Raw genomic sequence first — 24,738 nt, 5'->3', positions numbered from 1 at the left:
ACTCATGGTGCCCGATCTGGCCTGTTGTGCTCGTGTTCGTCACCCACCACAACTCCATGATCGACGCGCGGAGCGGTGGGCGGGGACGGAGCGGGGGGTGGGGGAGAGGGGCGGGCGGCGTGGAGGCGGAGGGCGCCGGCCGCGGTGGCGCCGGCGCCGGCGACGAGGACCAGGGCGACCAGGATCCTCGCCGTCGTCGCCGGCCAGGGCACGGGGGCGACGGCGCGGGCGAAGACGGCGGCGTTGGCCACCCCGGCGAAGAGCGCCAGGCAGGCCCCGGCCAGCGCCAGCGCGAAGTCGGCGGCCGGCCGGCGGGCCAACGCGAAGACCCCCGCGGCGACGGCGCCGAGCCCGGTCAGCAGCGCCCAGACCTGCCCGCCGAGCAGGCCGGTCAGCACCCCGCCCACGCCCCGCGCGCCGGCGTCCACCTCGCGGCCCACGGTGAACACCACCGCGGCGACCCCGCCGAGGACCAGCAGCCCGCCGAGCCCGGCCAGCGCCCGCGCGCCCGGCCCGGAGCGGGCCGGCAACAGCCCGAGCGCCCCCACGGCCAGCAGCCCGACCGTGGCGACCACCCACCAGACGTACGCGTCCGGCGGCGGCACCCAGTCGAGGGTGCCGCGGATCTCCCCCGTCGCGGTGCCGGCGCGCAGCGGCACCGTCCAGTCCCGCACCCGGTGCTCCCGGTCGGGGGCGGCACGCACCTGCGGTGGCGGTGCCGACTCGCGCCAGAGCGCCCGCTGGTCGTGCCAGCGCACCGTGGCGGAGCCGTCGACGCGCCGCCAGTCCGGTGCGGCGGCGGGGTCCGCCTCGGCCGGCAGCCGCGTGTCCCCGGCGATGGTCCGGTTCAGGTACGTCGCGGGGGAGCGGGCGTTCTCGTACACGCCGTCGGGGCCGACCCGCAGGTAGGGCTCGCCGGAGTAGCCGAGCACCTCGACGGCGCGGTCGCCGGTGTTGGTCAGCTCCAGCCGCGCGCCCGCCTCGATCACCCGTACGCTCAGCCCGGGGCGGGCCGGGGCGACGGCGGTCACCTCGGTGCGGTAGTCGGTGCCGTCGGGGGCGTCCGCGCCGTGCGCGGCGGCCGGGGCGGCGAACGCGACCGTCGCGGCCAGCGTGCCGGCGAGCACCAGGCCGGCGCGGGTCAACAGGTCGCGGATCACCTGCCGGCCGCCTCCACCGCCGCCTTGATCCCCTCCGGGCTGCGGTCGGCGATCTCCTCGCCGTCGACCAGGATCGTCGGGGTGCCGGTGACGTTGGCCTTGCTGGCCTCCTCCGTCACGTGCTCGGTCCACGGCTTGAAGGTGCCCTCCCGCAGGCAGGAGGCGAAGCCGTCCCGGTCGAGGCCGGCCCCCGCCGCGATGTCGACCAGCTCCTCGTCGCTGAGCCCCGCGCCGCCCTCCGGCGGCTGCCGGTCGAACAGCGCCTTGGCGTACTCCCGGTACCGGCCGCCCTCCGCCGCGCAGCCGGAGGCGGCCGAGGACCGGGTCGAGTACTGGGTGCTGGAGAAGCGGTTCAGGTACGCCACCGGGTGGTAGACGACCCGGATCTTGCCTTCGCTGATCAGCTGGTCGAGGGTCGGGCCGCTGGTCTGCTCGAACTGCTTGCAGGCCGGGCAGATGAAGTCCTCGTAGACGTCCACGGTGACCGGGCCCGAGCCGGCGACGACCCCGGTGCCGGCCTCGTTCGAGCCGGTCGGCGGGGTGAAGTCGTCGGAGCGCTGGCTGGAGTAGACGCTCCAGCCGATCAGGCCGGCGACGACCAGGACGGCCACGGCGGCCACGGAGACCCAGAGCGTCCGCTTGCGTCGCCGCTCCCGGGCCAGCTGCTCGCGGACCACCCGGGCGGAGCCCTTCTGCCCCTTGCGACTACTCATCCTCGTCCTCCACGGATGTGTCCCCCGCCAGCCAGCCGTCCACGGAGACGGGGGTGCGGGGCCAGATCAGCAGGAACCCGGCCAGCGCCAGGAATCCCAGGTCCCGGAGGATCTCCGGGAGGTAGCTCGGGGTCTGGCCCTCGGCGAGTTCCCCGCCGGCGCCGAAGCAGCCGCAGTCGATGGCGAGGCCCCGGCTCCAGGCCGAGACGATGCCGACCATGAAGACCACCAGCAGCGCCGCGGAGATCCCGGCGGAGAGCCGGGTGGCCAGGCCGAGGAGCAGCAGCACGCCCAGCGCCAGCTCGACGAAGGGCAGCGCCGCGCCGATCACCGTGGCGAGGTCGTACGGCATCACCTGGTACGCGTTGACGGCGCGGCCGGAGGCGGCGAGGTCACCGACCTTGCTGCCGCCGGCGACCAGCCACACGGCGGCCAGGCCCAGCCGGACGGCGACGCCGAGCCAGGGACGGACGGCGGGCCAGCGGGCGACCCGGGTGTGCGGTGCGGTCACGATCATTGGTCGTCCCGTCCCCGGCGGAAGTTCCCGGTCATCCGGCGAGGGCGTCGCCGACCGCCTCGACGAGGTCGTTGCGGGCCCGGGCCACCCGGGAGCGGATGGTGCCCACGGGCACCCCCTCCACGGCGGCGGCCTCGGCGTACGACAGGCCGAGCAGCTGGGTGAGCACGAACGCCGCGCGTCGCTCGGCGGGCAGGCGGCGGACCAGGTCGGCGGCGCCGAGCTGACCGGCGGGGTCCGGATGCGAGCGGTCGGTCCAGGCGTCGGCGACGAGCCGCTCGCCGAGCCGGCGGCGACGCACGACGGTGCGCAGGTGGTCGGCGCAGGCCCGGCGGGCGATGCCCAGCAGCCAGGTGCGCGCGCTGGAGCGGCCCTCGAACGCCGGCAGTGCCCGGAACGCCCGCAGGTAGGTGTCCTGGGTCAGGTCGTCGGCGCTGTCCGGATCGACCAGCGCGGCGGTGAAGCGCCACACCTCGGCCTGGGTCAGCCGGACGAAGGCGGCCTGGGCGACGGGGTCCCCGTCGCGGGCGGCCAGCGCCCACTCGGTCGCCGACTCCCGCGCAGCGACGCCCGCGTCGCCTGTCGGACTGGCGGCGGAGGTCTCGCGCGGGGCGGGGATCACGACAGTCCAGGTTACGCGGCGGGGCCGGGCCGGGGAGGGTCCTTCGGCCCTTCCATGGCCTGCGCCACCCCGGGAACTAAACCGGTGCGTCGCACGACTACCCGCACATGACATGCGACGACGTACGCGCGGCGCTGTCGGCGCGGCTGGACGGCGAGGACCCGCTGGCGGCGCCGGCGGTGCTGGACGCGCACGCGGAGAGCTGCCCCGGCTGCCGGGCCTGGCTGGCCCGCGCCGAGCAGGTCACCCGGCTGGTCCGGGTGCAGGCGGTGGCGGTGCCCGACCTGACCGCGTCGGTGCTGGCGGCGGTCGCCGCCGATCCGCTGGCGGCCGGGCGCACCCGGGCGGCGGCCAGGGCGGCCCGCCGCCAGGTGCTGCGGGTGGCGGTCGCGGTGGCCGCGGTCGCCCAGCTGGCGATCGCCCTGCCGGTGCTGCTGGCCGGGCTGGGCGTGACCGTCGACCCGCACACCAGTCGCGAGATGGCCTCGTTCGACGTGGCGCTGGCCGTCGGGTTCGCGCTGGCCGCGTGGCGGCCCGAGCGTGCGCGGGCGTTCGTGCCGGTGGCGCTGGTGCTGGCGGTCTGCCTGGCCGGCACCAGCGCGGTGGACATCGCCAACTCGACGACCGCGCTGGTGCACGAGGTCGGGCACCTGGCCGCCGTGGTGCAGGCGGCGCTGCTGTGGGCGCTGGGACGGGTCAGCGACGAACCGGACCGCCGGCCGTCGACGGCACTCCTGGCCCGCCATGGCTGACCTCGCGCCGGCCGGACGGGTTCCGGCGGCGCCGGGGGGCGTGGCGGCATGCACGCGGGGTGGGCGGGTCCGGGCGACGCCGGGCATGGTCGGAGTTGCGCCGGGCATGGTCGGAGTCGCGCCGGGCGGGCCGGATTCGAGAGCATTGCCGGCATGAGTGTCGCCAACCGCCGCCGGATCGCCCGGCTGATCGCCACCGTCGGCCTGCTGGTCACCGTCGTCGCCCTGCTGATCGCCCCCGCCAGCCCCGCCAGCGCGCACGCGGTGCTGGTGAGCAGCAGCCCGATCGCTTCGGCCGTGGTGTCGAACGGGCCGGCGGAGGTCGTGCTCACGTTCAGCGAGTCCGTGCGCAAGGTGCCCGGCAAGATCCGGGTGATCGCGCCGGACGGCTCCCGCGCCGACCGCGGCGAACCGACCTTCGAGGGCACCGTGGTCACCGTCCCGGTCGACCCGGCCGGGGCGCGCGGCACCTACCTGGTCAGCTACCGGGTGATCTCCGCCGACAGCCACCCCGTCTCGGGCGCGTTCACCTACTCCGTCGGCGCGCCCTCGACGCCCCCGGTCGACAGCGGGGACGACAGCCGGGCCGACCCGTTCGTCGGCAACGCGGTCAAGGTCGCCAAGTACGCCGGCTACGCCGGCCTGCTGCTGCTCGTCGGCCCGGCGCTGGTGCTCGCCGCCCTCTGGCCCCGGCGGCTGCCCCGGCGCGGTCCGGCCCGCCTGGCCTGGACGGGACTCGGCCTGCTGGCGGTCTCCACGGTGGCGAACCTCCTGCTCCAGGTGCCCTACACCGCCGGCGGCGGCGTGTTCGACGTCACCGGCGAGGGGCTGAGCGACGTGCTGGGCAGCTCCTTCGGCGCCGCGCACCTGGTCCGGCTGGGGCTGTTGGCCGCGGCGGCGTTCCTGCTCCGGCCCCTGATGGCGGGGCCGGTCGAGCGGAGCGACCTGGTCATCCTGGGCGTGATCGGGGCGGCGGCGCTGGTGACCTGGCCGCTGGCCGGGCACCCGGCCGCCTCGCCCGCCCCGGCGGTCTCCGTGGTCGTCGACGCCGTCCACCTGGGCGGCATGGCGGTCTGGATGGGCGGGCTGGTGATGCTCGCCGCCTTCCTGCTGCCCCGGGCCGACGAGCGGGAGCTGGGCGCGATCCTGCCGATCTGGTCGCGCTGGGCGGCGCTGGCCGTCTCGGCGCTGCTGCTCGCCGGCACCGTGCAGGCGCTGATCGAGGTGGCCACCCCCCGCGCGCTCGTCGACACCTTCTACGGACGGCTGGTGCTGGGCAAGATCGGGCTCTTCGTGCTGGTGATCGCGGTGGCCGCGTACTCCCGGCACCTGGTGCGCCGGCGCACCGCGGCCGGTCGGCCGACGTCGATGCGGCGGGCGGTCTGGGCGGAGCTGGCGATCACGGCGGTGGTCCTCGGCCTGTCCGCCGTCCTGGTGCAGACCACCCCGGCCCGCACCGCCGGCGCCGACGTGGCGGGCGCGAGGGGCGGCTTCTTCTCCACGACGCTGTCCAGCCCGAACTTCTCGGTCCAGGTCGAGCTGGACCCGGCCGAGCGGGGCAACAACACCGTGCACTTCTACGCGTACACGAAGGACAACCGGCCCCAGCCGGTGGTGGAGTGGCGGGCCACGGTCGCCCTGCCGGCGGCGGGGATCGAGCCGATCCAGGTTCCGCTGCTGCCGTTGACCGACAACCACGCCACCGGCGAGATCAACTTCCCGGCGTCGGGGGAGTGGCAGTTGCGCATCACGGCCCGCACGTCGGACATCGACCAGGCCACGGTGACCGCCACCGTGCCGATCAGGTAACAGGAAGGCTCGCACCATGATCCGTCACCGGCGTACCGCAAGCGCCGCCGCAGCCCTGGCGCTCGGCGCCGTCGCCACCGCCGTCCTCGGCTTCGCGGCGCCCGCCTCGGCCCACGTCACGGTCAACCCGCAGGAGGCGACCCAGGGCGGCTACGGCCGGTTCGCCTTCCGGGTGCCGAACGAGAGCGACACGGCCTCCACCACCAAGCTGGAGGTGGTGCTGCCGGAGAACGCGCCCGTCGGCTCCGTGTCGACCATGCCGGTGCCCGGCTGGACGGTGGCGGTGGAGAAGCGCAAGGTGGACCCGCCGGTCGAGGTGCACGGCAGCCAGCTCAGCGAGGTCGTCTCCAAGCTCACCTGGACGGCCAACGGCAACGCGGGGGTCAAGCCGGGCGAGTTCCAGGAGTTTCCGGTCTCGATGGGGCCGCTGCCGCAGGTCGAGACGATGGTCTTCAAGGCCCTGCAGACCTACTCCGACGGCAATGTGCAGCGGTGGATCGAGGAACCGCTCCCCGGCGGCGAGGAGCCGGAGAGCCCCGCCCCGGTGCTCGCCCTCACGGCGGCCTCGCCGTCGAGCGCCCCCACCGGCGCCGCCGCGCCGCAGGCCGACGACGACGATGACGACGCCGAGAGCGACGGCGTGGCCACCGGGCTCGCGGTCGCCGGCCTGGTCGCCGGCGTGGGCGGCCTGGTGCTCGGCGGGCTCGCGTTCGCGCGCACGCGGCGGGCGCCGACGTCGCGGGAGTGACCCGTCGTACCCTCGCCGGCCCGTCGGACCATCCGGCGGGCCGGCTGCTTTCCGGGCCCGTGCCGTGGATATCCGCTGATGAGTCGCCCCGCGTCGGTAAGGTCGGCCGGGTATCCGGCTACGGAGGGGGACGAGACGAATGCGGTTCGTGCGGGTGCTCGCCGCCATGCTGCTGCTGACGGTCGGGATCACGGCGCTGCTCGGCGGCGGGGCGCTTGCCCTGCTCGCCCGGCAGGCCGACCCGGGTGGCGCCTTCAGCGCCCGGTTCGAGACCGTGCAGACCCCGGGTCACGCGATGGTCGTCCGGGACGTCGACGAGCTGCTGCGGGCCGAGGCGCCGTTCGCCCGCGCCGGGCAGGCCCGGCTCCGGCTGGACGCGCGGACGCCCGACGGCCCGGCCTTCGTCGGGCTGGCCCCCGCCGACGAGGTGCGGCGCTGGCTCGACCCGGTCCCGCACGCCGAGGTGCGCCGGGTGGCGCTGGCCCGGGGGCCGCTGCCGGTCCGGTTGCAGCCCGCCGGTGCCGCGCCGTCCGCCGGTGCCGCGTCGTCCGCCGGTGCCGCGCCGTCCGTCGCGCCGATCGGCCAGCCCTTCTGGGTACGCGAGGGGATCGGCGCGCTGGAGTGGACCCCGGCGGAGCTGGCCGACCGGCGGCTGAGCCTGGTGGTGATGCGTCCCGACGGGCGGGCCGACCTGAGCCTGGAACTGCGCGCGGGGCTGCGCGCCGGCTGGACCGCCCCGGCGACCGCAGGGCTGCTGGCCGGCGGGGTGCTGGCGGTGGTGCTGGCCCTGCTCCTGCTGCGCCCGGTCCGCCCCCGCGAGGTGGTCTTCGTGGTCGAGCCGGACCAGGTGCCGGTGCTCGCCGGCCGCCTCGGGGTGACCTCGCTCAGCGGCCTCGGCGCGCAGCCGACGCGGGACAGCGACCGGTTCCGCCTCGCCGGGCGTCAGCTCGCCTCGGTCGGCGCCGCTGCCACCGGTGCCCGGCCGGCGATCGGGCCGGTGCCCGCCCGCCGCCCCGCGACGCTCGCCGACCTGGCCGGAGGCGACCCGGCGCTCCGGCCGCCCGAGGTGAACCTCACGCTGGCCTGGCCGCCCGTCGCTCCCGAGGAGACGGCCGACCCGGTCGCCGCGGCGGACCGCCTCCGCCCCGCCGCTCCCGACGCCGGCCGGCAGCCGCCCGACGACTCGCGCTGACCCGCGTCCCCTCCCTGCCCCGCGCCAGCTGGCGGGCCGGGACGGCGAACGGCCCTCCGCGCTGCCGACGCGGAGGGCCGCCCTCACCGGGGGATCGGTGCTACCCGAGAGACGCCTGAGTAGTTGCGACCAGATTAGCGATGAAGGGCGCTACTTGGGAAGACTGTCCATTTGGCGCGACTTGCGGCCCTCCCGCCGCACCGGCAGGGTCACCAGCAGCAGCAGGCTCAGCAGCACGTACGTGTTGCGCACCAGGAACTCGCCCGGCGAATCCGTACGCACCGGGGCGATGCCCCAGTCGTGGAAGGTCACCACCCCGTACACGATGAGGGCGGAGGTGCCGACGGCGAGCGCCGCCAGCCGACGTCGCCGACGGGCACCCTCGCCTGTCGTGGGGTCGGCGCTCAGCGCCGTGTCCGTCAGCACCACCACCGCCGGGATGAACCAGTAGATGTGGTGGGTCCAGGTGATGGGGCTGACCAGCGAGCCGACCAGGCCGGTCAGGGCGAGGCCGGTCAGCGTGTCCCCCGCGCGGGCGGCCCGCGCGGCGCGCCACAGCCCGTACCCGGCGACGGCCGCCACCAGCAGCAGCCAGAGCAGCTGGTGGGGCTTCTCCGGCGCGGTGATGCGGCTGAGCAGGCCGAACAGCGACTGGTTGCCGGTGTAGTCGGTGCGGCCGACCCGGTCGGTCGCCCACAGCTCGTGGGTCCAGAACCGCCACGAGTCGCGGGGCGCGACCGCCGCGGCCAACAGGGTCGCGGCGGCGGCCGTCACGCTCGCCACCGCCGCCGCCCGCCACCGGCGGGTGACCAGCAGGTAGACGATGAAGATGCCCGGGAAGAGCTTGAGCGCCGTCGCCAGCCCGACGCCCACGCCGGCCCACCGGCTCGCCCGGGGTACGGCGAAGAGCAGGTCCGCCAGGATCAGCACGACCAGCAGCATGTTGATCTGACCGAAGGTGATCGTCTCGCGGGTGCTCTCGACGGCCAGCACCAGCAGGACCGCCACGGTGAGGCTGAACACACGCGGCAGCCCGTGCCGGGCGATCACCGGCGCGAGCAGCCACCGGGTGGTGACCACCACCGCAAGTCCCGTCAGGACCGTGAAGATCGCCACGGTGGCGCCCAGCGGCAGCAGCGCGAACGGGCGCAGCAGCAGCGCGCTGAACGGCGGGTAGGTGAAGTAGAGCTCGCCCTGCACCCGGTCGGGCTGCACGTAGTCGTAGAGCGGGTTCCCGGCCGCCCACCAGTCCATCGCCCGCATGTAGATCTTCAGGTCGAAGAAGTCGTGCACCAGGCCGGGCAGATAGAGCGCCGGCAGCACGGCGACCAGCGCCAGCAGGGTGACGAGCCGACGGACCGTACGGCCGCCGGGATCGTCGTCGGTGACGGCGGGCGGTGCGGCGGGTTCGGCTGGCACGGAGGAAACCCTAGCGGTCACCGCGCGCCCCGGTGCGCGGGCGCGCGGCCGGGTGGGCTGCGCGTAGGCTGTCCCGGTGGCTGATCTTCTCGTCTGGATCGACTGTGAGATGACCGGGTTGGACCTCGGCAGGGACAAGCTGATCGAGGTCGCCGCGCTCGTCACGGATCCCGACCTCAACGTGCTCGGGGACGGCGTCGACGTGGTGATCCACGCCGACGAGGCGGCGCTGGAGGCGATGCCTGAGATCGTGGCGACGATGCACGCCAAGTCGGGGCTGACCGACGAGGTCCGGCGCTCGACGGTGACCCTCGCCGAGGCCGAGGAGATGGTCCTGGACTACGTGGCCGCCCACGTGAAGGACCCGCGCACCGCCCCGCTGTGCGGCAACTCGATCGCCACCGACCGGGGCTTCATCACCCGGGACATGCCCCGCCTCGACGCGCACCTGCACTACCGGATGATCGACGTCTCGTCGATCAAGGAGTTGTGCCGCCGCTGGTACCCCCGGGTGTACTTCGGCCAGCCCCAGAAGGGGCTCGCGCACCGGGCCCTGGCCGACATCCGGGAGAGCATCCGGGAGCTGGAGTACTACCGGCGGACCGTCTTCGTGCCCCTGCCCGGGCCGGACGTGGAGACCGCCAAGGCAATCGCAGCCGGACTCTGAGCCGCCGGGCACAACCCGCTCGGCGGAACCCGCTGGACGCGGCGGGCGGGGGTGGGGCTATTATTGGTCCGCACCCCGCCCGGGGCGATCGACCGGGCGCGGATCCATCGGGTGTGAACGGCATGGTGGCTGTAGCTCAGTTGGCAGAGCACCGGGTTGTGGTCCCGGTTGTCGTGGGTTCAATTCCCATCAGTCACCCGTTGACCGAAGGCCCCCTCCTCGCGGAGGGGGCCTTCGGCGTTCCGGGCTCAGGCGGTCGGGGTGGCCGTGGGCTCGCCGCTCTCCTCCGGGGCGGCCTCGGTCGGCGGCTCGTACGGCAGGGCGCTGCCCTTGACGTACTGCTCCCAGCTCATGTTCCAGTCGGTCCAGCCGTTGCCGTTCTGGAGCTTCCGCTCCGTGCCCTTGACGGTGATCGGGTCGCCGACGCGGGTGTTGGCGAACAGCCAGGCGCCGTTGGCCATCGAGACGTTCACGCAGCCGTGCGAGACGTTCACCCGGCCCTGCTGCCCCTCCGACCAGGGCGCGGCGTGGATGAACTCGCCGCCCCAGGTCAGCCGCTGGGCATAGTCGATCTTGGTGCGGTAGCCCTCCTCGGGGCCCAGCTCCTCGAAGGTGTCGAAGACCGTCTTGCGCAGCTTCTCGATGACCACCATCGTGCCGCTGGAGGACGGGGTGCTCTTCTTGCCGAGGCTGACCGGGATGGTCTTGATCACAGAGCCGTCCTTCGTGACGGTCATCCGCTTGGTCTTGTTGTCCACCGTCATGACCACCGCCGGGCCGACCTTGATGCCGACGCTGAGGTCCGCCCGGCCGTACCAGCCGTCGCCCAGCGGCAGGCCGCCAGCCTGGACCCGGTAGGAGACCGTGCTGTTCGCCTGCCAGAACTCCTTCGGGCGGTAGCGGATCTCGGTCGGGCTGACCCAGTGCCAGATGCCTTCCTGGGCAGGTACGGAGGTGACCTTCATCCGGCTCTGCACGTCGTCGCGGTAGTCCTCCGGGACGGCCCGGCTGAACTTCACGATCAGCGGCATGCCGACGCCGACGACCTGGTCGTCACCCAGGAAGCTGCTGATCCGGACCTGCTTGCCGGGCTTCGCCATGGTGGTGAAGGTGCTGGTCGCCGTGGCCGGCCGGCCGTCGTCGCCGGTCGCGGTCACCGTCGCCGTGTACGTCTCGCCGTACTTCAGCGCGCCGGCGGGCAGCCAGCTCTTCCCGTCGGCCGCCAGCTCGCCCTCGACGGCCGCACCGGAGGAGTCCTTCAGCTCGACGCTGGTCTCCTCGGCCTCCGTCGCGGTGAAGGTGATGCCGGTGGACGCGGGCACGTCCTTCGCGTCGGCCTTGGGCTCGACGATGGTGGCCGCCGCCTTCGGCGCGGCGGGCTGGTCGTCGCCCTTCTGCCAGCCCGAGGGCTTGCCCCCGCCACCGTCGGTGCAGGCGGAGGCCAGCGCGAGCGTCACGGCGAGCACCGCCACCGCGAACCCGCGGCGTCGGCCACCCCGCCGGTCGTCCCCGCGCCGGATCAGCTGGTCCTGGACAGCTCGCATGATTCCCTCACAGTCGTGGTCCCCGGTTGCCCATCGTCCCTCACTGACGCACCGGGACAGGTACCCGTTCCGCAAGGTGAACCGAAACACGCGGCACGAGATGTCCGAATGTTGATAAGATCCGAGACTTTGCCGAGGTCCGCTCGCCTTTCCCGACCCGCCGTACGTGCCCGGCGGCGCGGGGCTCGGGCTCCCACGGCATCGTGGTCCCGGACGGCGTCGCGGCCGGGCCACGAAGACGGCGACCGGCCCGCGGGCGCGGGCCGGTCGCCGGGATCGTCGCTACGGGTGCCTCAGAATGCCGAACCCTCGCCTGCCTCGGGCACCGGCACGGCGCTGCCCTTGACGAACTCGGACCAGCTCAGGCTCCACGCCGTCCAGCCGTTGCCCGGCGCCAGCCTGCGCTCGGTGCCCTTGATGGTGATCGGGTCGCCCACCTTGGTCTTCCCGAACAGCCACCGGGCGTTCGCCATCGAGACGTTGACGCAGCCGTGCGAGACGTTCTGCCGGCCCTGCACGTGCTCCGACCAGGGCGCCGCGTGGATGTACTCGCCGCCCCAGGTGAGCCGCTGGGCGAAGTCGATCTCCGTGACGTAGCGGTTCGCCGGGTCCGGATCGTCGCGGGTGTCGAAGACCGTGGACTCCTTCTTCTCCATCACGACCATCGTGCCGCTGGAGGAGGGGGTCTTCTTCTTGCCCAGGCTCACCGGCAGGGTGCGGACCACCTGGCCGTCCTCGTACACCGTCATCTTCTTGGTGGCGTTGTCCACCTTCATCTCGAACGCCCGGCCGATCTTGGCGGTCGCCGTACGGTCGACGTTGCCGTAGCGGCCGTTGCTCAGCGGGATACCGGCCAGTGCGATCCGGACGGTGAGCGTGGTGCCGGGCTTCCAGTACTCCGGCGCGCGGTAGTAGGCCTGGGTGCCGTTCTCCACCCAGTGCCAGGCGCCCGGCTGCGGCGGGTCGGTCTGCACGAACATGCGCTTCTGCACCGCCGCCCGGTCCTTCTTCGGGATCCCCGGGTGGAACTCGGTGACCACCGGCATCGCCACGCCGTAGGTCTTGTCGTCGAAGAGGTAGAGGCCGGAGCTGATCATCGACTTGGGCTTCGCCATCGTCGTGAAGGTGCTCGTGCCCTGGCTGGTCACCCCGTCGGGGCCGGTGGCGGTGACCGTGGCCGTGTAACGGGTGCCGTACTTGAGCGGCTTCGACGGCACCCAGGACGAGCCGTCGGCGCGCAGGCGCCCCTCGACCTGACCGCCGTTGGCGGTGGTCAGCGTGACGCTGGACACCTTCCCGCCGCCGGGCACCTCGGCGCTGATCTCGGAGCTGACCGGCCGGTTCTTTCCCCCGTCGGCCGGGCTCACCGTCAGCGGCGGACCGCTCGGCGCGGCCGGGGTGCCGGGGTCGGCCGTCGTGCCCGCCGCTCCCGGTGTGGCGGACGCGGCCGGCGCGGTGCCGCCGACGAACTCCGCCTGCTTCTTCTGCTCCGCGTCGCAGCCCGTCAGAGCCAGCGACGCCATCAGGCCGAGGGCGCCCACCATCGCCCCGGCCCGCGCGAACATGCCCATCCCCACCTCTGTTCTCGCGTACCTGGCGCACATCGTGCCGCATGGTCGCCCGATGTCCGCCCCCTGTCGTCGTCCGCCTGGTGATTTTGCCCCTGAATGCCCGGTAAGCTCGGCCGAAGGGGGGAGCCGGGGATCGGATTGGAACCCCCCTCGGGGGGCGTGCTAATGTTCTCCCCGTTGCCAGCGAGCGCCGCTAGCTCAACTGGCAGAGCAGCGGACTCTTAATCCGCGGGTTCGGGGTTCGAGTCCCTGGCGGCGCACCAGCAATAAAGGCTCTGGCCTGGTGGTTTCCACCCGGCCGGAGCCTTTTTCGTGTACGTGGTTGGCGGGCGGTCGCTCGGTGGGTGCTCGGGAGCCGTTGGACCGTTTGGGCTGCCGGTAGACCTGGTGCAATGACGGCCTACCCGAACATGGTCCCGATTGGATCGGCGCTGATCATCGTTCAAATATGTCCGGTGGGAAGGTGCACGACCAGCGTCTGTGTGGAGTCGGCTTCGCCCTACTGCCTCGCTACCCCTACCCTGGCGACATGAGGGAACCCAGCGCGGACCGGGCCTACGCCACACCTGACGACCTTTCGGCGTCGGCGGTGCTGCCGGAATTGCTGCGGAGTGTGCGGGAGGGGCAGGTCGTCTACCTCAGTGAGCGGGACGAGCCGGTGGCCGCCGTCGTCCCGCTAGAGGTGGCGAGGGCGGGCCTGGCGGCCCTGGAAGGTCCGACGAGGGAACCCAGTGACCACCCGGCCTGGTAGGGGTTGATGAACCTGCATGCAGCGGCGTCGATCGAGTCGATCCCTGACGACATTCGGGCCGACGTGGAGACGCTATGGCGCTACCACGACATGCACCACGAGTTGCGCCCGTGCGACGTGGGAATCGGGCTGGGCAGCCATGACCTCGGCGTCGCGGTGATCGCCACGCGTCTGTTCCACGAGGGCCTGTTCCCGTGGATCGTGTTCACCGGCGCGAACGCGCCGACGACGGTGGAGCGGTTCCCTCGCGGCGAAGCGGTGCACTACCGCGAGTACGCGGTTGAGCAGGGAGTGCCGGCGGAGTCGATCCTCGTGGAGCCGAGCGCGACGAACACCGCCGAGAACCTGGAGTACTCGCGCGCACTCCTCGCCGAGCGGCAGATCACGGTCCGGTCGGTGCTGATCATGTCGCGGCCGTACCAGCAGCGCCGGGCGTACGCCACATGCAAGCTGATGTGGCCGGAGGTCGACGTGGTGTGCGCGTCGAATCCTTTGGAACTGGACGACTACGTGCGCAGCATCGGTGACCCGCGGCGGGTGGTGGACATGCTGGTCGGGGACACGCAGCGGATCGAGGTATACGCGGAGCGCGGGTTCGCGATCCCGCAGGAGATGCCGGACGAGGTACGGGTTGCCTTCGAGCGCCTGGTTGTAGCCGGCTACACGAGCCGGCTGATCTGACCATGGCTACCAGCGGGGTCCTCCCGACCGGACGCCCATCCGTTCGCTGAGTTCGACGGCCACCCGGGGCGGCCGGGGGCGGGTGAGAATGTCCCGGACGAGATCGCGGGAGAGCCGGTGGTAGCGCACCTGGTCCGGGCCGATCACTTCCGCGTCCAAGAGCGCGCCGAGAGCGTCGTCGATGCGGTTCCAGCGGGCCAGCGCTCGTGCGGTCTCGATGGCGTGGCGGACCTGCCGTTCGATGGGCATGGCACCGGTATGAAGGGGTGCACCAATGGCGATGGCGCGCTGCACGTCGCCGAGTTCCATCGCCACGGTCGTCTTGTGGATCGACACGTTGGTGGGTCCGAAGGCGGTCCATACGTGATTACCGTCGGCACCGAGCCGGGTCGCTGCGGCGTCGGCTTCGGCAATGTGTGTGCCTGCGGAGGCGCGGTCGTCGTCCCGGGCTGCGGCGAGCGCACAGACCAGGTGCAGGCTGCCGTAGACCGACAGTAGCTGCGGCGTGGGCCTGGTCAGCCGAGGTTCGAGGAACTGCGCCGCGGTGGCGGCGAGGCCACGGGCCTGCGCGTATTCGCCGATTGAGACCAGGGAGTGCGCGGCGGAGCGGCTGAGTGAGCCGATGACGACGTGGTCCTGGCTGGCGTTGGCGGCGGCCAGTCCTCGGCTGGCTGCGGTCCAGGCGAGGTCACCTTCGCCGAGCTTGGTGAGGAACAGCGCGGCGAGTTGGTGGGCGAAGGCGGTCATCGCGTGTGCTCGCTGGCCGTCGTCGCCGTCGTACGCCTCGGTGGCGGTGAGGCAGTCGTGGATGAGGTAGGGGAGCCGGCGGGCGAGGGTGCCGTACCGCGAGTGCTGGTAGGCGGTCCAGATCTCGGCGACGTCGCTCTCGATTTCACGTAGGGCGGGGGCCTCGACGGCGGCCGGGCTGGCCAGCGTGGGCGCGAGATGCCGGTAGTCGTGGAGCGCGGCGCGCAATGCGGGAATGGTTTCGCGACCTGAGTCGTCGGACCACTCGAACAGGCTCGGTACGCCGATCAGGTCCCCGAGGGACACGTCGAGGGCTTTGGCGATCGCGCGGATGACGGAGAGGCGATCCAGGTCGGCGCGGTTCGTCTCGACCTTGCGTAGCCACTCCTGTGTCTTTCCGACCAGGCCGGCCAGCACCTCTTGGGAGAGCCCGCGCCGGCGCCGGTAGAAGGCGACGCGCTGTCCGATCGTCATGTCGTCTGTCATCCCTCGCACACCGTCCACCTTGCCCTTCGATGACCGCCGGACCCGGTACGGATTTTCCCGGTTCCTCATCCAGGTCGCCCCTACGTTGAGTTCACCCCAGGTCACCTGCGTGTGTCGATGCTGGTGTCAGGGGTTTCTGACCGGGAGCTGTGGATGGAGGGATCGATGACCGGCGCACCGAAGCGCGGCCTGGGCGGTCGAGTCGGACCGCCCTGGACCCATCCGTCTCGGCGTCTTCCCCGCCTGCGTACCGCCATCGGGGCTGCGCGGGCGGGTGACCGGCGGCCTCCTTCCAGCCGTCGAGGTGCGGCGGTGGGCTCGTCCTTGTTTCGGCGAGCCCACCGTTCATCTGCCTGCTGGGGGAGGTCGGCATGACGATTTACGTCTCGCGTTACGCGAGGGCTGACTTGTCTTGGCGGCAGAAGCTGGTCGCGGAGGTTTCCGCGCAGCGGACGATACTGCGGCCGGCTGATCCGCCATTGCTTACGCATGCCTGGCGTCAGCTGTTCGAGCGGCAAGTCCGGACGGTGGTCGGCGATGACCGGTGATCGGGATCAGCGCCGCGTCCGAACGGATCGCGCGGCGCCGTCCGAGCAGGAACATCTGACGTTACGTCCGCTGTGGCTGTGCCGCCGGTGCGGCCAGCCGTGGCCGTGCGGCGCGGCGAAGCTCGCTCTTCTGGCGGAGTACAAGGACAGCCCGTTGAGCCTGTTTCTCTACCTGGCCAGCTGCCTGCACGACGCGATCGACGATCTGCACCAGCTCCACCCCAGCGACACCGGCAGCACAGCCGATGTCTTCGACCGCTTCCTCGGCTGGCCCGCCCGGCACACCCGCTCCTACCGGGTCACCACCAGGACTTCTTTTGATGAGGAGGAATCTTCATGAGCAGCACTGACGTCATCAAATGCGCCGCCGCAGACGGTCCGGGTCAGAATCCCGGCAGGCGCGGCAAACGCACTGTGCCATGTGAGGCCGGTCCGCAGCGGCGTGATCTCGGCCGAGGCTGAGGTGCGAGGTCGGCGGGTCAGGATCGAGACGCCGGACGACGGGCCGGTCCTCTTTCCGACCGACGTGGGGCTCACACTGTTGAGCGCGCTGAACGCCGACCCTGACCTGCCCGTGGCGGGCGCCCGCGCCCTGGACATCGGGTGCGGCTCCGGCCTTTACACGGTGGCGCTGGCCTTGGCGGGTGCGGCACACGTGACCGCACTGGACGTCAACCCGGCGTGCGCGGAGGTGACCCGCGACAACGCGGCCCGCAACGGCATCCAGCCGGCTCAGGTGGCCACGATCGTCGGGGACCTCGCCGAGTTGGCAGTCCCCGAACCGTGGGACCTGGTTGTCTGCAACCCTCCGCACTTCCCGCACGATCCTGTGTACGCCGCTGACGATGGCATCGAGACGGCCCTGGTCGGCGGCAGTGACGGGCGGGCGTTGTACGACGTCCTGCTCGCCCGCCTCGACGAGCTGCTCGCCCCGGGCGGGACGCTGCTGCTGACGCACTCATCCCTGACCGACATCCCTTGCACCCGCCAGACGCTGCAACGCAACGGATACGAGTGCCGCACCGTGCAGGTCTGCGAGCTGGACATCCCCCTGCGCCGCTACGCGACGCACCGCGACGTGCTGCTGTCGCGGCTGTACCCGCTCCGGACTGCCGAACGGGCAGCGTTCCGTGGCATCCGGTTCGAGGTGCACACCCTCGCCGCCACCCGCATCGATTCCTGGACGGATCAGGTGAGTGACATGAACCAGTTCGTAACCGACGTCGTGGTGGCCGGCTCCGGCCTGCTCGGGCTCGCCACCGCGTTCGAGTTGCTCAGCCGGGACCTGGACGTCACCGTGGTCGGCCCTCGCACCGGCGACCACGCGGGGCAGGCATCGCGGGCTGCCGGCGCGATGCTCACCGTGTTCAGCGAGGTCGAGGCGAGCCACGATCCCCAGCGGGCCAGTCTCGAAGTCGGCGAACGGTTGGCCGCCCGGAACGGATACGAGGCCTGGCTGGACCGCGTCGGCATGGCCAGCAAGCAGGCGCTACGACTCGTGCCGGGCGTGTGGGTGATCAGCAACGGATACGGGCCGGACGACGCCGCGAACCTCCGGGCCATCGCGAAGGCCGCCGAGACCCACGGGTGCCGCGCCGAGTTCGCCGCACCGACCGACATACCGGCGCTGGCACCGCAAGTGCGAACGCACGAGGCGCTATGGCTGCCGGACGAGGCCAGCGTCGACCCGGGGGCCCTGGTCGAGGCACTGGCCACGGTGCTAAGCGCCGATCCTCGCTGTCGGTGGCTCAACACCACCGTGACCACCGTCAACGAGCGCGGCGAGCACGTGGCCGTCGACACGGCTGACGGCAGTACTGTCCTGGCCGCCCACCTGGTGCTCGCTGCCGGGGCCGGAACGACGGGTCTGCTCGCCCCAGCGCTCGCCGAGCAGGTCGACGCACCTCCGCTGCGGTCCGGGCGAGGCGTGTCGCTGCTGGCCCGCGTCCCGTTCTCGTTGCCCGCTGCCGTGCGAACCCCGAACCGGGGCTTCGCCTGTGGCAGCCACATGGTCCCGCGCGGCGACGGCACCGTCTATCTGGGTGCGACGAACCGGCTCTCCACCGAACCCGACTATGGCCAGCCCGCCGCGCTGGATGAGATCGCCACCTTGATCCACGATGCGAGCGCCGAGCTCAACACTCATCTGCGCGATGCCGGGTTGATCGAGGTCCGGGTCGGGCACCGGCCGGTCACCCTCGATCACCTGCCGCTGTTCGGCCGCACCGGCCACCCGATGGTCCACCTCGCGACCGGCACCTACCGGTGCGGGGTACTGCTGGCCCCGCATGCCGCCGTCATCGTCGCCGACGGGATCACCGCCCCCAGATCGACCTCCACCCATCCCTACAGCCCCCGTCGTTCGATGCACCTACCGGCACTCGACGACCTCATCGGCGGCGCGACTCGCGGTCTGGTGGACATGCTTTGCCAACCGGGCGGCAGCCTCCCACCCGGAACGCACGAGATGCTGGAGCGGTTTCTGGAGGCGGCGTTACACGAGATCGCTGCCGGCAGCTCAGCAAGGGCAGTCGCCATGCGCCGGCTCTGGCAGCGTGCGCCGATGGCCGAATGCCTACCGCTGCTGCTCGACGCCGCCGGCCGGGTCCGATGAGCATCCAAGCCAGGGGCCGACAGACCGTGGCCCGGCAGATCCTCGCCGAGATCAGCGGCCGGGCCGCCGACACCATCATCGCCTCCACACGGCTGTCCGATCTCGGTCTGGACTCGCTCGGCCGGCTCACCCTCGCGGTGCTGCTGGAGGAACGAACCGGTCGTCCAATACCTGACGACGAACTGATCAGCGTCCGGACCCTGGACGACCTGGATCGGCTGCTGAGACTTGCGGAGCGTTCGGCATGACCAAGAAGCCAACACCGACAGCCGGGCGCACGTTGGACGCGCCCTTCATCGCCGAGTCGGCCGAGGTCGCTGACGCAGCCCACGTCGGCGCACGGACCCGGATCTGGCATCACACCCAGGTCGATGCGGACGTCCAGATCGGCGAGGACTGCGTACTCGGCAAAGGCGTTCACGTGGCCGCGGCAGCGGTCATCGGCAACCGGGTCAAGATCCAGGACGGGTGCGGGGTGTTCGGAGCCACCCTCGAAGACGGTGTGATGCTCGCCCCCGGCGTCTACCTGCTGGAGGACCCGGCACCCCGAGCCATCAACCCCGCCGGCCACCTGAAAGGCCGCAACGACTGGCGGCGGGAACCGGTGATTATTCGCTACGGCGCCACCGTTGGAGCCAACGCGGTCATCGCCCCAGGCGTCACCATCGGCCAGTACGCCATGGTCGGCATCGGCACCGTCGTAGGGCACGACGTGCCGGACCACGGACTCGTCATGGGCAACCCAGCCCGGCAACTCGGCTGGCCTGCATGTGCGGCCACCGCCTCGACGACAACCTCACCTGCCCCACCTGCGGACGGCACTACCGCCAAGGACCGAACGGCTTGTCCCTGGCTACGTGACCGCCGCACACCACCGACGACTGTCCCGCCCGTGCTTGCGCAACCACCTCAACCTCTGCTGAAGGAACGTCACATGACCGAAGTTCGCTATCGTGTCCGCCCCGCCGGCCCGCTCAACGGCACCGTCGTCGTTCAGGGCGCCAAGAACGCGGCCCTGCCCATGATCGGTGCCGCGCTGCTCGCCCGACGCGGTCAGACGGTGCTGCGCAACGTCCCCGCGATCACCGATGTCCAGCACGCCGTTGACCTCGCCCGACTGCTCGGCGCTCACGTCGAGTACCACCCGAGCGACCGACTGCTCGTCATCGACGCCACCGAGATCACCAGCTCACGGCTGCCAGCCGATCTCACCCACCTGTTTCGGGGCAGCGTGTTGTTCCTCGCCCCGGTGCTGCACCGCCGAGGCGAGGTGATCTTCGAGGGTGCCGGCGGCTGCGCCCTCGGCACCCGAGGGCTTGACTTCCACTACCGGGGCCTGGCCCGCCTCGGTGGGCACATCGAGGAACAGGGCACCACGATCAGCATCAAGGCCGGCAACCTGCGCGGCGCCGACCTTTACCTCGACACGCCCTCGCACACCGGCACCGAGAACCTCATCATGGCCGCGGTCCTGACGCCCGGCCGGACTGTCATCGAGAACGCCGCGCTGGAACCCGAAGTCCTCGACGTAGTCGCGATGCTCACGGCCATGGGAGCCCAGATCAGCGGCGCGGGAACCGGCCGCATCGTCGTCAACGGGGTCGACGAACTCAACGCGGTCGAATACACGATCATGCCGGACCGCATGGACGCCGGCGTGCTGGCCATCGCGGCTGCCATCACCGGTGGCGCGGTCAACCTCGTCGGTGGCGCTGTGCTGGATCACTTCGGAGTCGCCGCGCACAAGCTCCACCAGATGGGCATCGAACTCGGCACCGCCGGGGCGGTCACCAACGTCACCAGACCACGTCAACTGCATCCGATCAACGTCATCACCGACACCCACCCCGGGTTTGCCACCGACCTGCAGCCTCCGCTGATGGCCCTCGCCACCCAAGCGCCCGGAACAAGCTACTTCCGTGAGCGCATCCACGACGCCCGCTACGCCCTCGCTGGAGAGCTGACCAAGCTCGGCGCGGACCTCACCGTCGACGGCGAGAAGGCTGTGGTGCACGGTGGCAAGCCGCTGCGCGGTGCTGAGGTCATCGCCCGAGACCTGCGGACCGGCATCGGGCTCGTACTGGCCGGACTTGTCGCCGCTGGCGAAACCGTCATCAGCAACGGCACCATGGTCGACCGGGGCCACGCGGACCTGACCAGCCGTTTCACCGCCCTCGGCGCCGACATCACCCGCGAGGAGTTCTGACGACAGGCTTGCTGAGCGAGCACGAAGTCCTCCGCATTGCCGTCCTCGGCCGAGAGGTCGTGCGGTAGGCCGCCGCGACCATCGCTGCCGGCGAGGCCGTCCTGGCCTCGGCGGCAACCGATAGCTCCGCCACTCCTCAGCTGTACGCACATCGCGTCCACGCCCCTCAGCCCGACTACCTATTTGAGGTCGCGACTCCATCCTCGAGGTAGACACCACCACGCCCGATCGCGGCGAGCGCCGCGACAACCCGCCGAGCCAACCGAGGGATCAACACCTCGCCCAAGCGCTCCGGCTCGACGAACTCGAACCGGTCGAGCTCGTCCGGACACAGCCGCATCGTCGCAATCTGGTCCGCCGTCAGCACCCCGCCGTCGAACACGAACATGAGCCCGCCATCCCAGGGCGGGTTCGCAGGCACCCAGTCGACGCACAGCAGCGCTCCTGCGGGCACCGTCAGGCCCAGCTCTTCCCGGATCTCGCGTGTGCAGGCGTCCGCCGGAGATTCGTCCGGCTCCACCATTCCGCCGGGAACTTCCCACACGTCCTTGTAGGTCGGGTGGACCACCAGCACCCGGCCGGCCTGGTCGCGGAGGATTACGCCGGCCGCCGCGCGGACCCGCGTCACGCTGGCGATGTAGGAGATGTCAGGTTCGGTCTGCGTCTCGGCCACGCGATCGACCCTACGGGCTCGCCCTTGGCGCATAGCCCGTTACCGAAGGAAGACCGGCGGCGCCCGGTCCGTCGGCGGCCCGCCCCTGCCGGCAACCGCTACTTCGAGCACCGCACCTTCACCCCGCGCGAGACCCGCTACTGCCGCACCACCCGAGAGGCCCTCGTCCGCGCCACCGCGGACCACCTCACCCCGACTAGAGGAACAGCATGACCAACGCTCTCGCCGCACTGATCAACGCCGCGCCGCAACGCCTCGACCGTCTCGGTGTCGAGCCGTCCCGGACGCTAGCGTCGGTCGACGCCGCGAAGTTCGACAACCGGCCCACCTGGGACAACCGGGGCAGCTTCGACGGCCGCCCGGGCTGGGACAACTGGAACAAGAAGAACGGTTGACAGCGAACTCCGGACGCTCGGCGGCGCGGGGGCGTCCCGCGCCGCCCCTCGAAACAGGTAAAGGACCATATGCGGACCACGACCGTTGGCGACTTGCGGATCCTGCTCCCGGATCTCATCCCTGACGATCTCGACAGCATCGGCGACCTGACCGACGACCTCAGCGACGCCACCATCGAGAACGCCTCCTGGCGTGGCGTCACGCTGGACGATGTCACTGTCCGTGGAAGCCGGCTCATCGGTGTCGACGTGAGCGAGAGCAGCTGGGAGGTCGGGTCCCTCTTCGGTTGCGAGGTCACCCGTACCGACTTCTCCGGTGCCACCCTGTCCGGCGTCAGTATCGAGCGTTGTGTCGTCACCGGTTCCCGGTTCACCGGCACCAGGTTCACCGACATCCGGCTCAAGGACGTGCTGTTCGAGGGATGCCGCTTTGACTACGCGTCCCTCATCCGTGTCACCGCAGCCGGAGCCGTGGCCTTTGTGGACTGCGTCCTCACCGACGCCGCCTGGTCGTCCTGCCGCCTGCCCAGCACCGTCCTGCGGTCTTGCCAACTGGCCCGCCTGGAGCTCGACTCCTGCCAACTTCACGGAGCCGACCTGCGGGGTAACTCGCTGCACGACCTGAAGACCGGTCTCGGCAACCTGCACGGGGTCACCCTCGGCGAGGATCAGCTACCCGACCTCACCCGCTTGGCCGTCACCGAGCTCAACCTCACGATTCGGAAGAGCTGAGCTCCAGGCAAGCGGCATGTGGTCGCCGCTAAACGGAGGTCCCGTCGACCCCAGCAAGGCCGGCTATTTCACCAGCCACCACACCAGTGCGCCGAACACAAGACCGCCCCCGTCTGGCCGCACACAGCCAGCCGAGACACTCACTGCCTACCTAATGGGAGCATCGTGTGCTACATCGAGGTCGAGAAGAAGTACAGCCTGCCGGACGCCGAGGCCCTCAAGGCCAAGCTCGCCGAGCTCGGCGCGAAGCCCGCTGAGCCCACCCGGCAGGTCGACGCCTACTACAACGCACCGCACCGTGACTTCCTCGCTCCGGACACGATCTTGGAGGGGCTCCGCGTTCGCTGCGAGCACCACGGAGCGTCGATCAACTTCAAGCGTTGGCACCCTGTCGACGTCGAGATCGTCTTCGACCACGTGGTGGACGCTGGTGACTTCGTCGAGTTCGAGTTCAAAGGCGAGGCCGTCGATGTCCAGGCGGTATCCGCACATCCTTCCCGGCTGCGACCACTGAATCTCCGTCGATCATGACGTGCCCTGGAACGGGGCACTCGCGGGCTCTGTTGTCCCGTAACCATGAGGCGTACCGACAGGTCCGCATCTGACGCCTCTCTCTCCTGCGGCGGGGGGCTTCGAGCAGCATGCCGGCCGGAACGTGCGGTGACGAAGGTGCCCCTGCGCAGGCGGTGGCTTCGGCGGGCGGTCGTGTCCGGAACAGGAGCAGCCCGCTGATACGCCGATTCACGGCTGTCGCGTGGGGCAGCTTCCGTCGTCCTGTGCTTGAGCATGCCGTTCTCTTGCTCTGCGGGATGCCATCTAGGCGGCAGACGAATTGAACCGGGAGAGAACTTCGTGGCCTATTAACCGAGGCCTAACCACTTGCTTCGCGCAGCGCGGCTGGCGCTGCGGTCTCCGTCCGGGTCGGGGCGGCCGATGTCCCGGCAGGAGCTGGCCGACGCGGTCAACGCCTACGCCCACGCCCACACGGGATGCCGCAGCGCCGTGGACGCCCGCTACATCGGCAGGCTCGAACGTGGGGAGCATCGGTGGCCGTTCGAGCCATACCGCACGGCGTTGCGGGAGGTCCTGGGCAAGACGACCAACGCCGACCTGGGGTTCTTCATCATTCAGGGACACGCCCAAGACCCTCAAGTAAGCCCGGAGAAACCGGGACCAGAAGGTAGCTGGACATCACCCGCTCCCGGCCCCGACCCGGGCCGCCCGGTAGCGGTAGCGACGGCGGCCGGTCCGGTCATCGCAGTCGTCGAACGCGCCTTCGCCAAGCAGAAAACGGCGACCTGCGCCCTCACCGGCATCCCGCTCGTTTCACGGCAAGAGGCCCACGTCGACCACGCGCAGCCGACCTTCTTGGACCTTGCTACAGCCTTCGCCGAGCACGCTGGCGGATGGGACACGGTGCAGGTCGCCAGCGGCGACGGGGTCATCGGAACTCAGATGGCTGACGACCAGCAGCGGGAAGCATGGTGTGCTTTCCACGCCGAGCGCGCCAACCTGCGTGTGGTGTCAATCCAGGCGAATCTGTCGCTGCTGCGGCGTGGCCAAAGACGCGCCGCGGACAGCGCCGAAGATCAGGCATGATATACGCAGCGTCACGAGCGTCGGGGGCGACGTGCAGTTCAAGCGGCTAGTGTCAGTACGAGTGCCGAATTTCCGAGGAAACACCAACCCGCCCGCACCCAACCCTCATAGCCCGCCGAGCAGTGAGTGACGCGCAATGGCAGCTCCATCTACGGGCGCGCGTTGGTGCTCGACGGGTGCTCGGGCGCCGTGGACGGACCCACGGTCGGGTGGACTGACTGGGACGCTGACCCGACTGAATCAAGCCACAACCGCGAACAGATGGACTCACGCGACTTGGTTGGACGCAACGGCTCGACCAAGATCAAGCTCTTAATCCGCGGGTTCGGGGTTCGAGTCCCTGGCGGCGCACCAGCAATAAAGGCTCTGGCCTGGTGGTTTCCACCCGGCCGGAGCCTTTTCGTGTCCGTGGCGATGGCTGGGTGCTCGCCGGGTGCTCGGGAGCGGTTGGACGGTTCCGGTGAGCCACGGACGCGGTGCCGACATGGGTGACCGGGCGACCGTACGGCGGTTGTCGCCGCGGTGGTGGCGGATCCTGTCGTTCCTGGCGCAGCACGGTGCGGCGTCGACACTGGATACGGCGGCTGGTCTG

Annotated in this window: 24 protein-coding genes, 2 tRNA genes and 2 pseudogenes; 19 read left to right on the top strand and 9 right to left on the bottom strand. The window is 71.3% G+C overall.

The window, feature by feature from the left end; translation table 11 throughout:
• Positions 1-2 precede the first annotated feature (2 nt).
• The 4 genes from AB0883_RS07900 to AB0883_RS07885 are packed head-to-tail and all read right to left on the bottom strand — an operon-like array spanning position 3 to position 3,012.
• Positions 3-1,160, bottom strand: a complete 1,158-nt coding sequence (locus tag AB0883_RS07900; RefSeq protein ID WP_366640417.1) for a hypothetical protein — start codon at positions 1,158-1,160, stop codon at positions 3-5.
• Positions 1,157-1,873 (bottom strand): thioredoxin domain-containing protein, encoded by a 717-nt coding sequence (locus AB0883_RS07895; RefSeq protein ID WP_366640415.1) that lies wholly within the window; start codon positions 1,871-1,873, stop codon positions 1,157-1,159. The genes AB0883_RS07900 and AB0883_RS07895 overlap by 4 nt, the downstream gene beginning before the upstream one ends.
• On the bottom strand, positions 1,866-2,390 hold the full coding sequence (locus AB0883_RS07890; RefSeq protein WP_366640413.1) for a MauE/DoxX family redox-associated membrane protein: 525 nt from the start codon (positions 2,388-2,390) through the stop codon (positions 1,866-1,868). The genes AB0883_RS07895 and AB0883_RS07890 overlap by 8 nt, the downstream gene beginning before the upstream one ends.
• Positions 2,391-2,421: 31 nt before the next feature.
• The gene (locus AB0883_RS07885; RefSeq protein WP_366640412.1) at positions 2,422-3,012 is read right to left on the bottom strand and encodes a sigma-70 family RNA polymerase sigma factor; all 591 of its coding nucleotides are present in this window, start codon (positions 3,010-3,012) and stop codon (positions 2,422-2,424) included.
• Positions 3,013-3,119: 107 nt separating this feature from the next.
• Here AB0883_RS07885 and AB0883_RS07880 point away from each other — a divergent pair, with 107 nt between their 5' ends.
• From AB0883_RS07880 to AB0883_RS07865, 4 genes and pseudogenes are all read left to right on the top strand, one after another.
• Positions 3,120-3,764 (top strand): zf-HC2 domain-containing protein, encoded by a 645-nt coding sequence (locus AB0883_RS07880; RefSeq protein WP_366640411.1) that lies wholly within the window; start codon positions 3,120-3,122, stop codon positions 3,762-3,764.
• 144 nt (positions 3,765-3,908) lie between these two features.
• On the top strand, positions 3,909-5,573 hold the full coding sequence (locus AB0883_RS07875; RefSeq protein ID WP_366641677.1) for a copper resistance protein CopC: 1,665 nt from the start codon (positions 3,909-3,911) through the stop codon (positions 5,571-5,573).
• A 16-nt stretch (positions 5,574-5,589) separates the two neighbouring features.
• The gene (locus tag AB0883_RS07870) at positions 5,590-6,321 is read left to right on the top strand and encodes a YcnI family protein (protein ID WP_366640409.1); all 732 of its coding nucleotides are present in this window, start codon (positions 5,590-5,592) and stop codon (positions 6,319-6,321) included.
• Positions 6,322-7,006: 685 nt separating this feature from the next.
• Positions 7,007-7,513: pseudogene (locus AB0883_RS07865) on the top strand (hypothetical protein); the annotation flags it as partial.
• Positions 7,514-7,663: 150 nt separating this feature from the next.
• Here AB0883_RS07865 and AB0883_RS07860 read toward each other — a convergent pair.
• Complete coding sequence (locus AB0883_RS07860) at positions 7,664-8,932, bottom strand: glycosyltransferase family 87 protein (protein WP_366640407.1); 1,269 nt, start codon at positions 8,930-8,932, stop codon at positions 7,664-7,666.
• Positions 8,933-9,008: 76 nt separating this feature from the next.
• On the opposite strand from AB0883_RS07860, the gene orn reads away from it, so the two are divergent.
• The gene (gene orn / locus AB0883_RS07855) at positions 9,009-9,599 is read left to right on the top strand and encodes an oligoribonuclease (RefSeq protein WP_366640405.1); all 591 of its coding nucleotides are present in this window, start codon (positions 9,009-9,011) and stop codon (positions 9,597-9,599) included.
• A 125-nt stretch (positions 9,600-9,724) separates the two neighbouring features.
• Positions 9,725-9,797 (top strand) — tRNA-His (locus AB0883_RS07850).
• A gap of 50 nt (positions 9,798-9,847) precedes the next feature.
• Here AB0883_RS07850 and AB0883_RS07845 read toward each other — a convergent pair.
• Complete coding sequence (locus AB0883_RS07845) at positions 9,848-11,143, bottom strand: Ig-like domain-containing protein (RefSeq protein ID WP_366640403.1); 1,296 nt, start codon at positions 11,141-11,143, stop codon at positions 9,848-9,850.
• 293 nt (positions 11,144-11,436) lie between these two features.
• Positions 11,437-12,714, bottom strand: coding sequence for an Ig-like domain-containing protein (locus AB0883_RS07840; RefSeq protein ID WP_366640401.1), 1,278 nt, complete (start codon positions 12,712-12,714; stop codon positions 11,437-11,439).
• Between the two features lie 187 nt (positions 12,715-12,901).
• On the opposite strand from AB0883_RS07840, the gene AB0883_RS07835 reads away from it, so the two are divergent.
• From AB0883_RS07835 to AB0883_RS07825, 3 genes are all read left to right on the top strand, one after another.
• Positions 12,902-12,977 (top strand) — tRNA-Lys (locus AB0883_RS07835).
• 266 nt (positions 12,978-13,243) lie between these two features.
• Entirely contained in the window at positions 13,244-13,465 is a 222-nt protein-coding gene (locus AB0883_RS07830) for a hypothetical protein (RefSeq protein ID WP_366640399.1), read from the top strand.
• 6 nt (positions 13,466-13,471) lie between these two features.
• On the top strand, positions 13,472-14,146 hold the full coding sequence (locus AB0883_RS07825) for a YdcF family protein (protein ID WP_366641675.1): 675 nt from the start codon (positions 13,472-13,474) through the stop codon (positions 14,144-14,146).
• A gap of 6 nt (positions 14,147-14,152) precedes the next feature.
• Here the strand turns inward: AB0883_RS07825 and AB0883_RS07820 are convergent, their stop codons facing one another.
• Positions 14,153-15,379 carry a helix-turn-helix transcriptional regulator gene (locus AB0883_RS07820; RefSeq protein ID WP_366640397.1) on the bottom strand — a complete coding sequence of 409 codons (1,227 nt, stop codon included), beginning with the start codon at positions 15,377-15,379 and terminating at the stop codon, positions 14,153-14,155.
• Between the two features lie 371 nt (positions 15,380-15,750).
• Here AB0883_RS07820 and amcA (AB0883_RS07815) point away from each other — a divergent pair, with 371 nt between their 5' ends.
• The 5 genes from amcA (AB0883_RS07815) to murA all read left to right on the top strand — a co-directional run bounded on the left by amcA (AB0883_RS07815) (position 15,751) and on the right by murA (position 20,747).
• Entirely contained in the window at positions 15,751-15,927 is a 177-nt protein-coding gene (amcA, locus tag AB0883_RS07815; protein ID WP_366640396.1) for a multiple cyclophane-containing RiPP AmcA, read from the top strand.
• Positions 15,917-16,267: a hypothetical protein gene (locus AB0883_RS07810; RefSeq protein ID WP_366640394.1), complete on the top strand. Its 351-nt coding sequence runs from the start codon at positions 15,917-15,919 to the stop codon at positions 16,265-16,267. The genes amcA (AB0883_RS07815) and AB0883_RS07810 overlap by 11 nt, the downstream gene beginning before the upstream one ends.
• A 102-nt stretch (positions 16,268-16,369) precedes the next feature.
• Positions 16,370-18,541 carry an FAD-dependent oxidoreductase gene (locus tag AB0883_RS07805; RefSeq protein ID WP_366640392.1) on the top strand — a complete coding sequence of 724 codons (2,172 nt, stop codon included), beginning with the start codon at positions 16,370-16,372 and terminating at the stop codon, positions 18,539-18,541.
• Positions 18,538-18,789 (top strand): acyl carrier protein, encoded by a 252-nt coding sequence (locus AB0883_RS07800; protein ID WP_366640390.1) that lies wholly within the window; start codon positions 18,538-18,540, stop codon positions 18,787-18,789. The genes AB0883_RS07805 and AB0883_RS07800 overlap by 4 nt, the downstream gene beginning before the upstream one ends.
• Complete coding sequence (murA, locus tag AB0883_RS07795) at positions 18,786-20,747, top strand: UDP-N-acetylglucosamine 1-carboxyvinyltransferase (protein WP_366640388.1); 1,962 nt, start codon at positions 18,786-18,788, stop codon at positions 20,745-20,747. The genes AB0883_RS07800 and murA overlap by 4 nt, the downstream gene beginning before the upstream one ends.
• 175 nt (positions 20,748-20,922) lie before the next feature.
• Here the strand turns inward: murA and AB0883_RS07790 are convergent, their stop codons facing one another.
• Positions 20,923-21,420, bottom strand: a complete 498-nt coding sequence (locus tag AB0883_RS07790; RefSeq protein ID WP_366640386.1) for an NUDIX hydrolase — start codon at positions 21,418-21,420, stop codon at positions 20,923-20,925.
• Positions 21,421-21,495: 75 nt separating this feature from the next.
• Between AB0883_RS07790 and AB0883_RS07785 the strand changes: the two are divergent.
• From AB0883_RS07785 to AB0883_RS07765, 5 genes and pseudogenes are all read left to right on the top strand, one after another.
• Positions 21,496-21,633 (top strand): annotated as a pseudogene (locus tag AB0883_RS07785) (radical SAM protein); the annotation flags it as partial.
• Positions 21,630-21,815 carry a multiple cyclophane-containing RiPP AmcA gene (gene amcA, locus AB0883_RS07780; protein ID WP_366640384.1) on the top strand — a complete coding sequence of 62 codons (186 nt, stop codon included), beginning with the start codon at positions 21,630-21,632 and terminating at the stop codon, positions 21,813-21,815. The pseudogene AB0883_RS07785 and the gene amcA (AB0883_RS07780), both read left to right, overlap by 4 nt.
• Before the next feature lie 69 nt (positions 21,816-21,884).
• Positions 21,885-22,547 carry a pentapeptide repeat-containing protein gene (locus AB0883_RS07775; RefSeq protein ID WP_366640382.1) on the top strand — a complete coding sequence of 221 codons (663 nt, stop codon included), beginning with the start codon at positions 21,885-21,887 and terminating at the stop codon, positions 22,545-22,547.
• A gap of 165 nt (positions 22,548-22,712) precedes the next feature.
• Complete coding sequence (locus AB0883_RS07770; protein ID WP_366640380.1) at positions 22,713-23,078, top strand: CYTH domain-containing protein; 366 nt, start codon at positions 22,713-22,715, stop codon at positions 23,076-23,078.
• Positions 23,079-23,480: 402 nt separating this feature from the next.
• The gene (locus tag AB0883_RS07765; protein WP_366640378.1) at positions 23,481-24,146 is read left to right on the top strand and encodes a hypothetical protein; all 666 of its coding nucleotides are present in this window, start codon (positions 23,481-23,483) and stop codon (positions 24,144-24,146) included.
• Positions 24,147-24,738 lie beyond the last annotated feature (592 nt).

It is taken from the genome of Micromonospora sp. NPDC047812 (genome assembly GCF_040704175.1).
Lineage (GTDB): Bacteria > Actinomycetota > Actinomycetes > Mycobacteriales > Micromonosporaceae > Micromonospora.
This window is presented reverse-complemented; position numbering and strand designations above follow the sequence as displayed.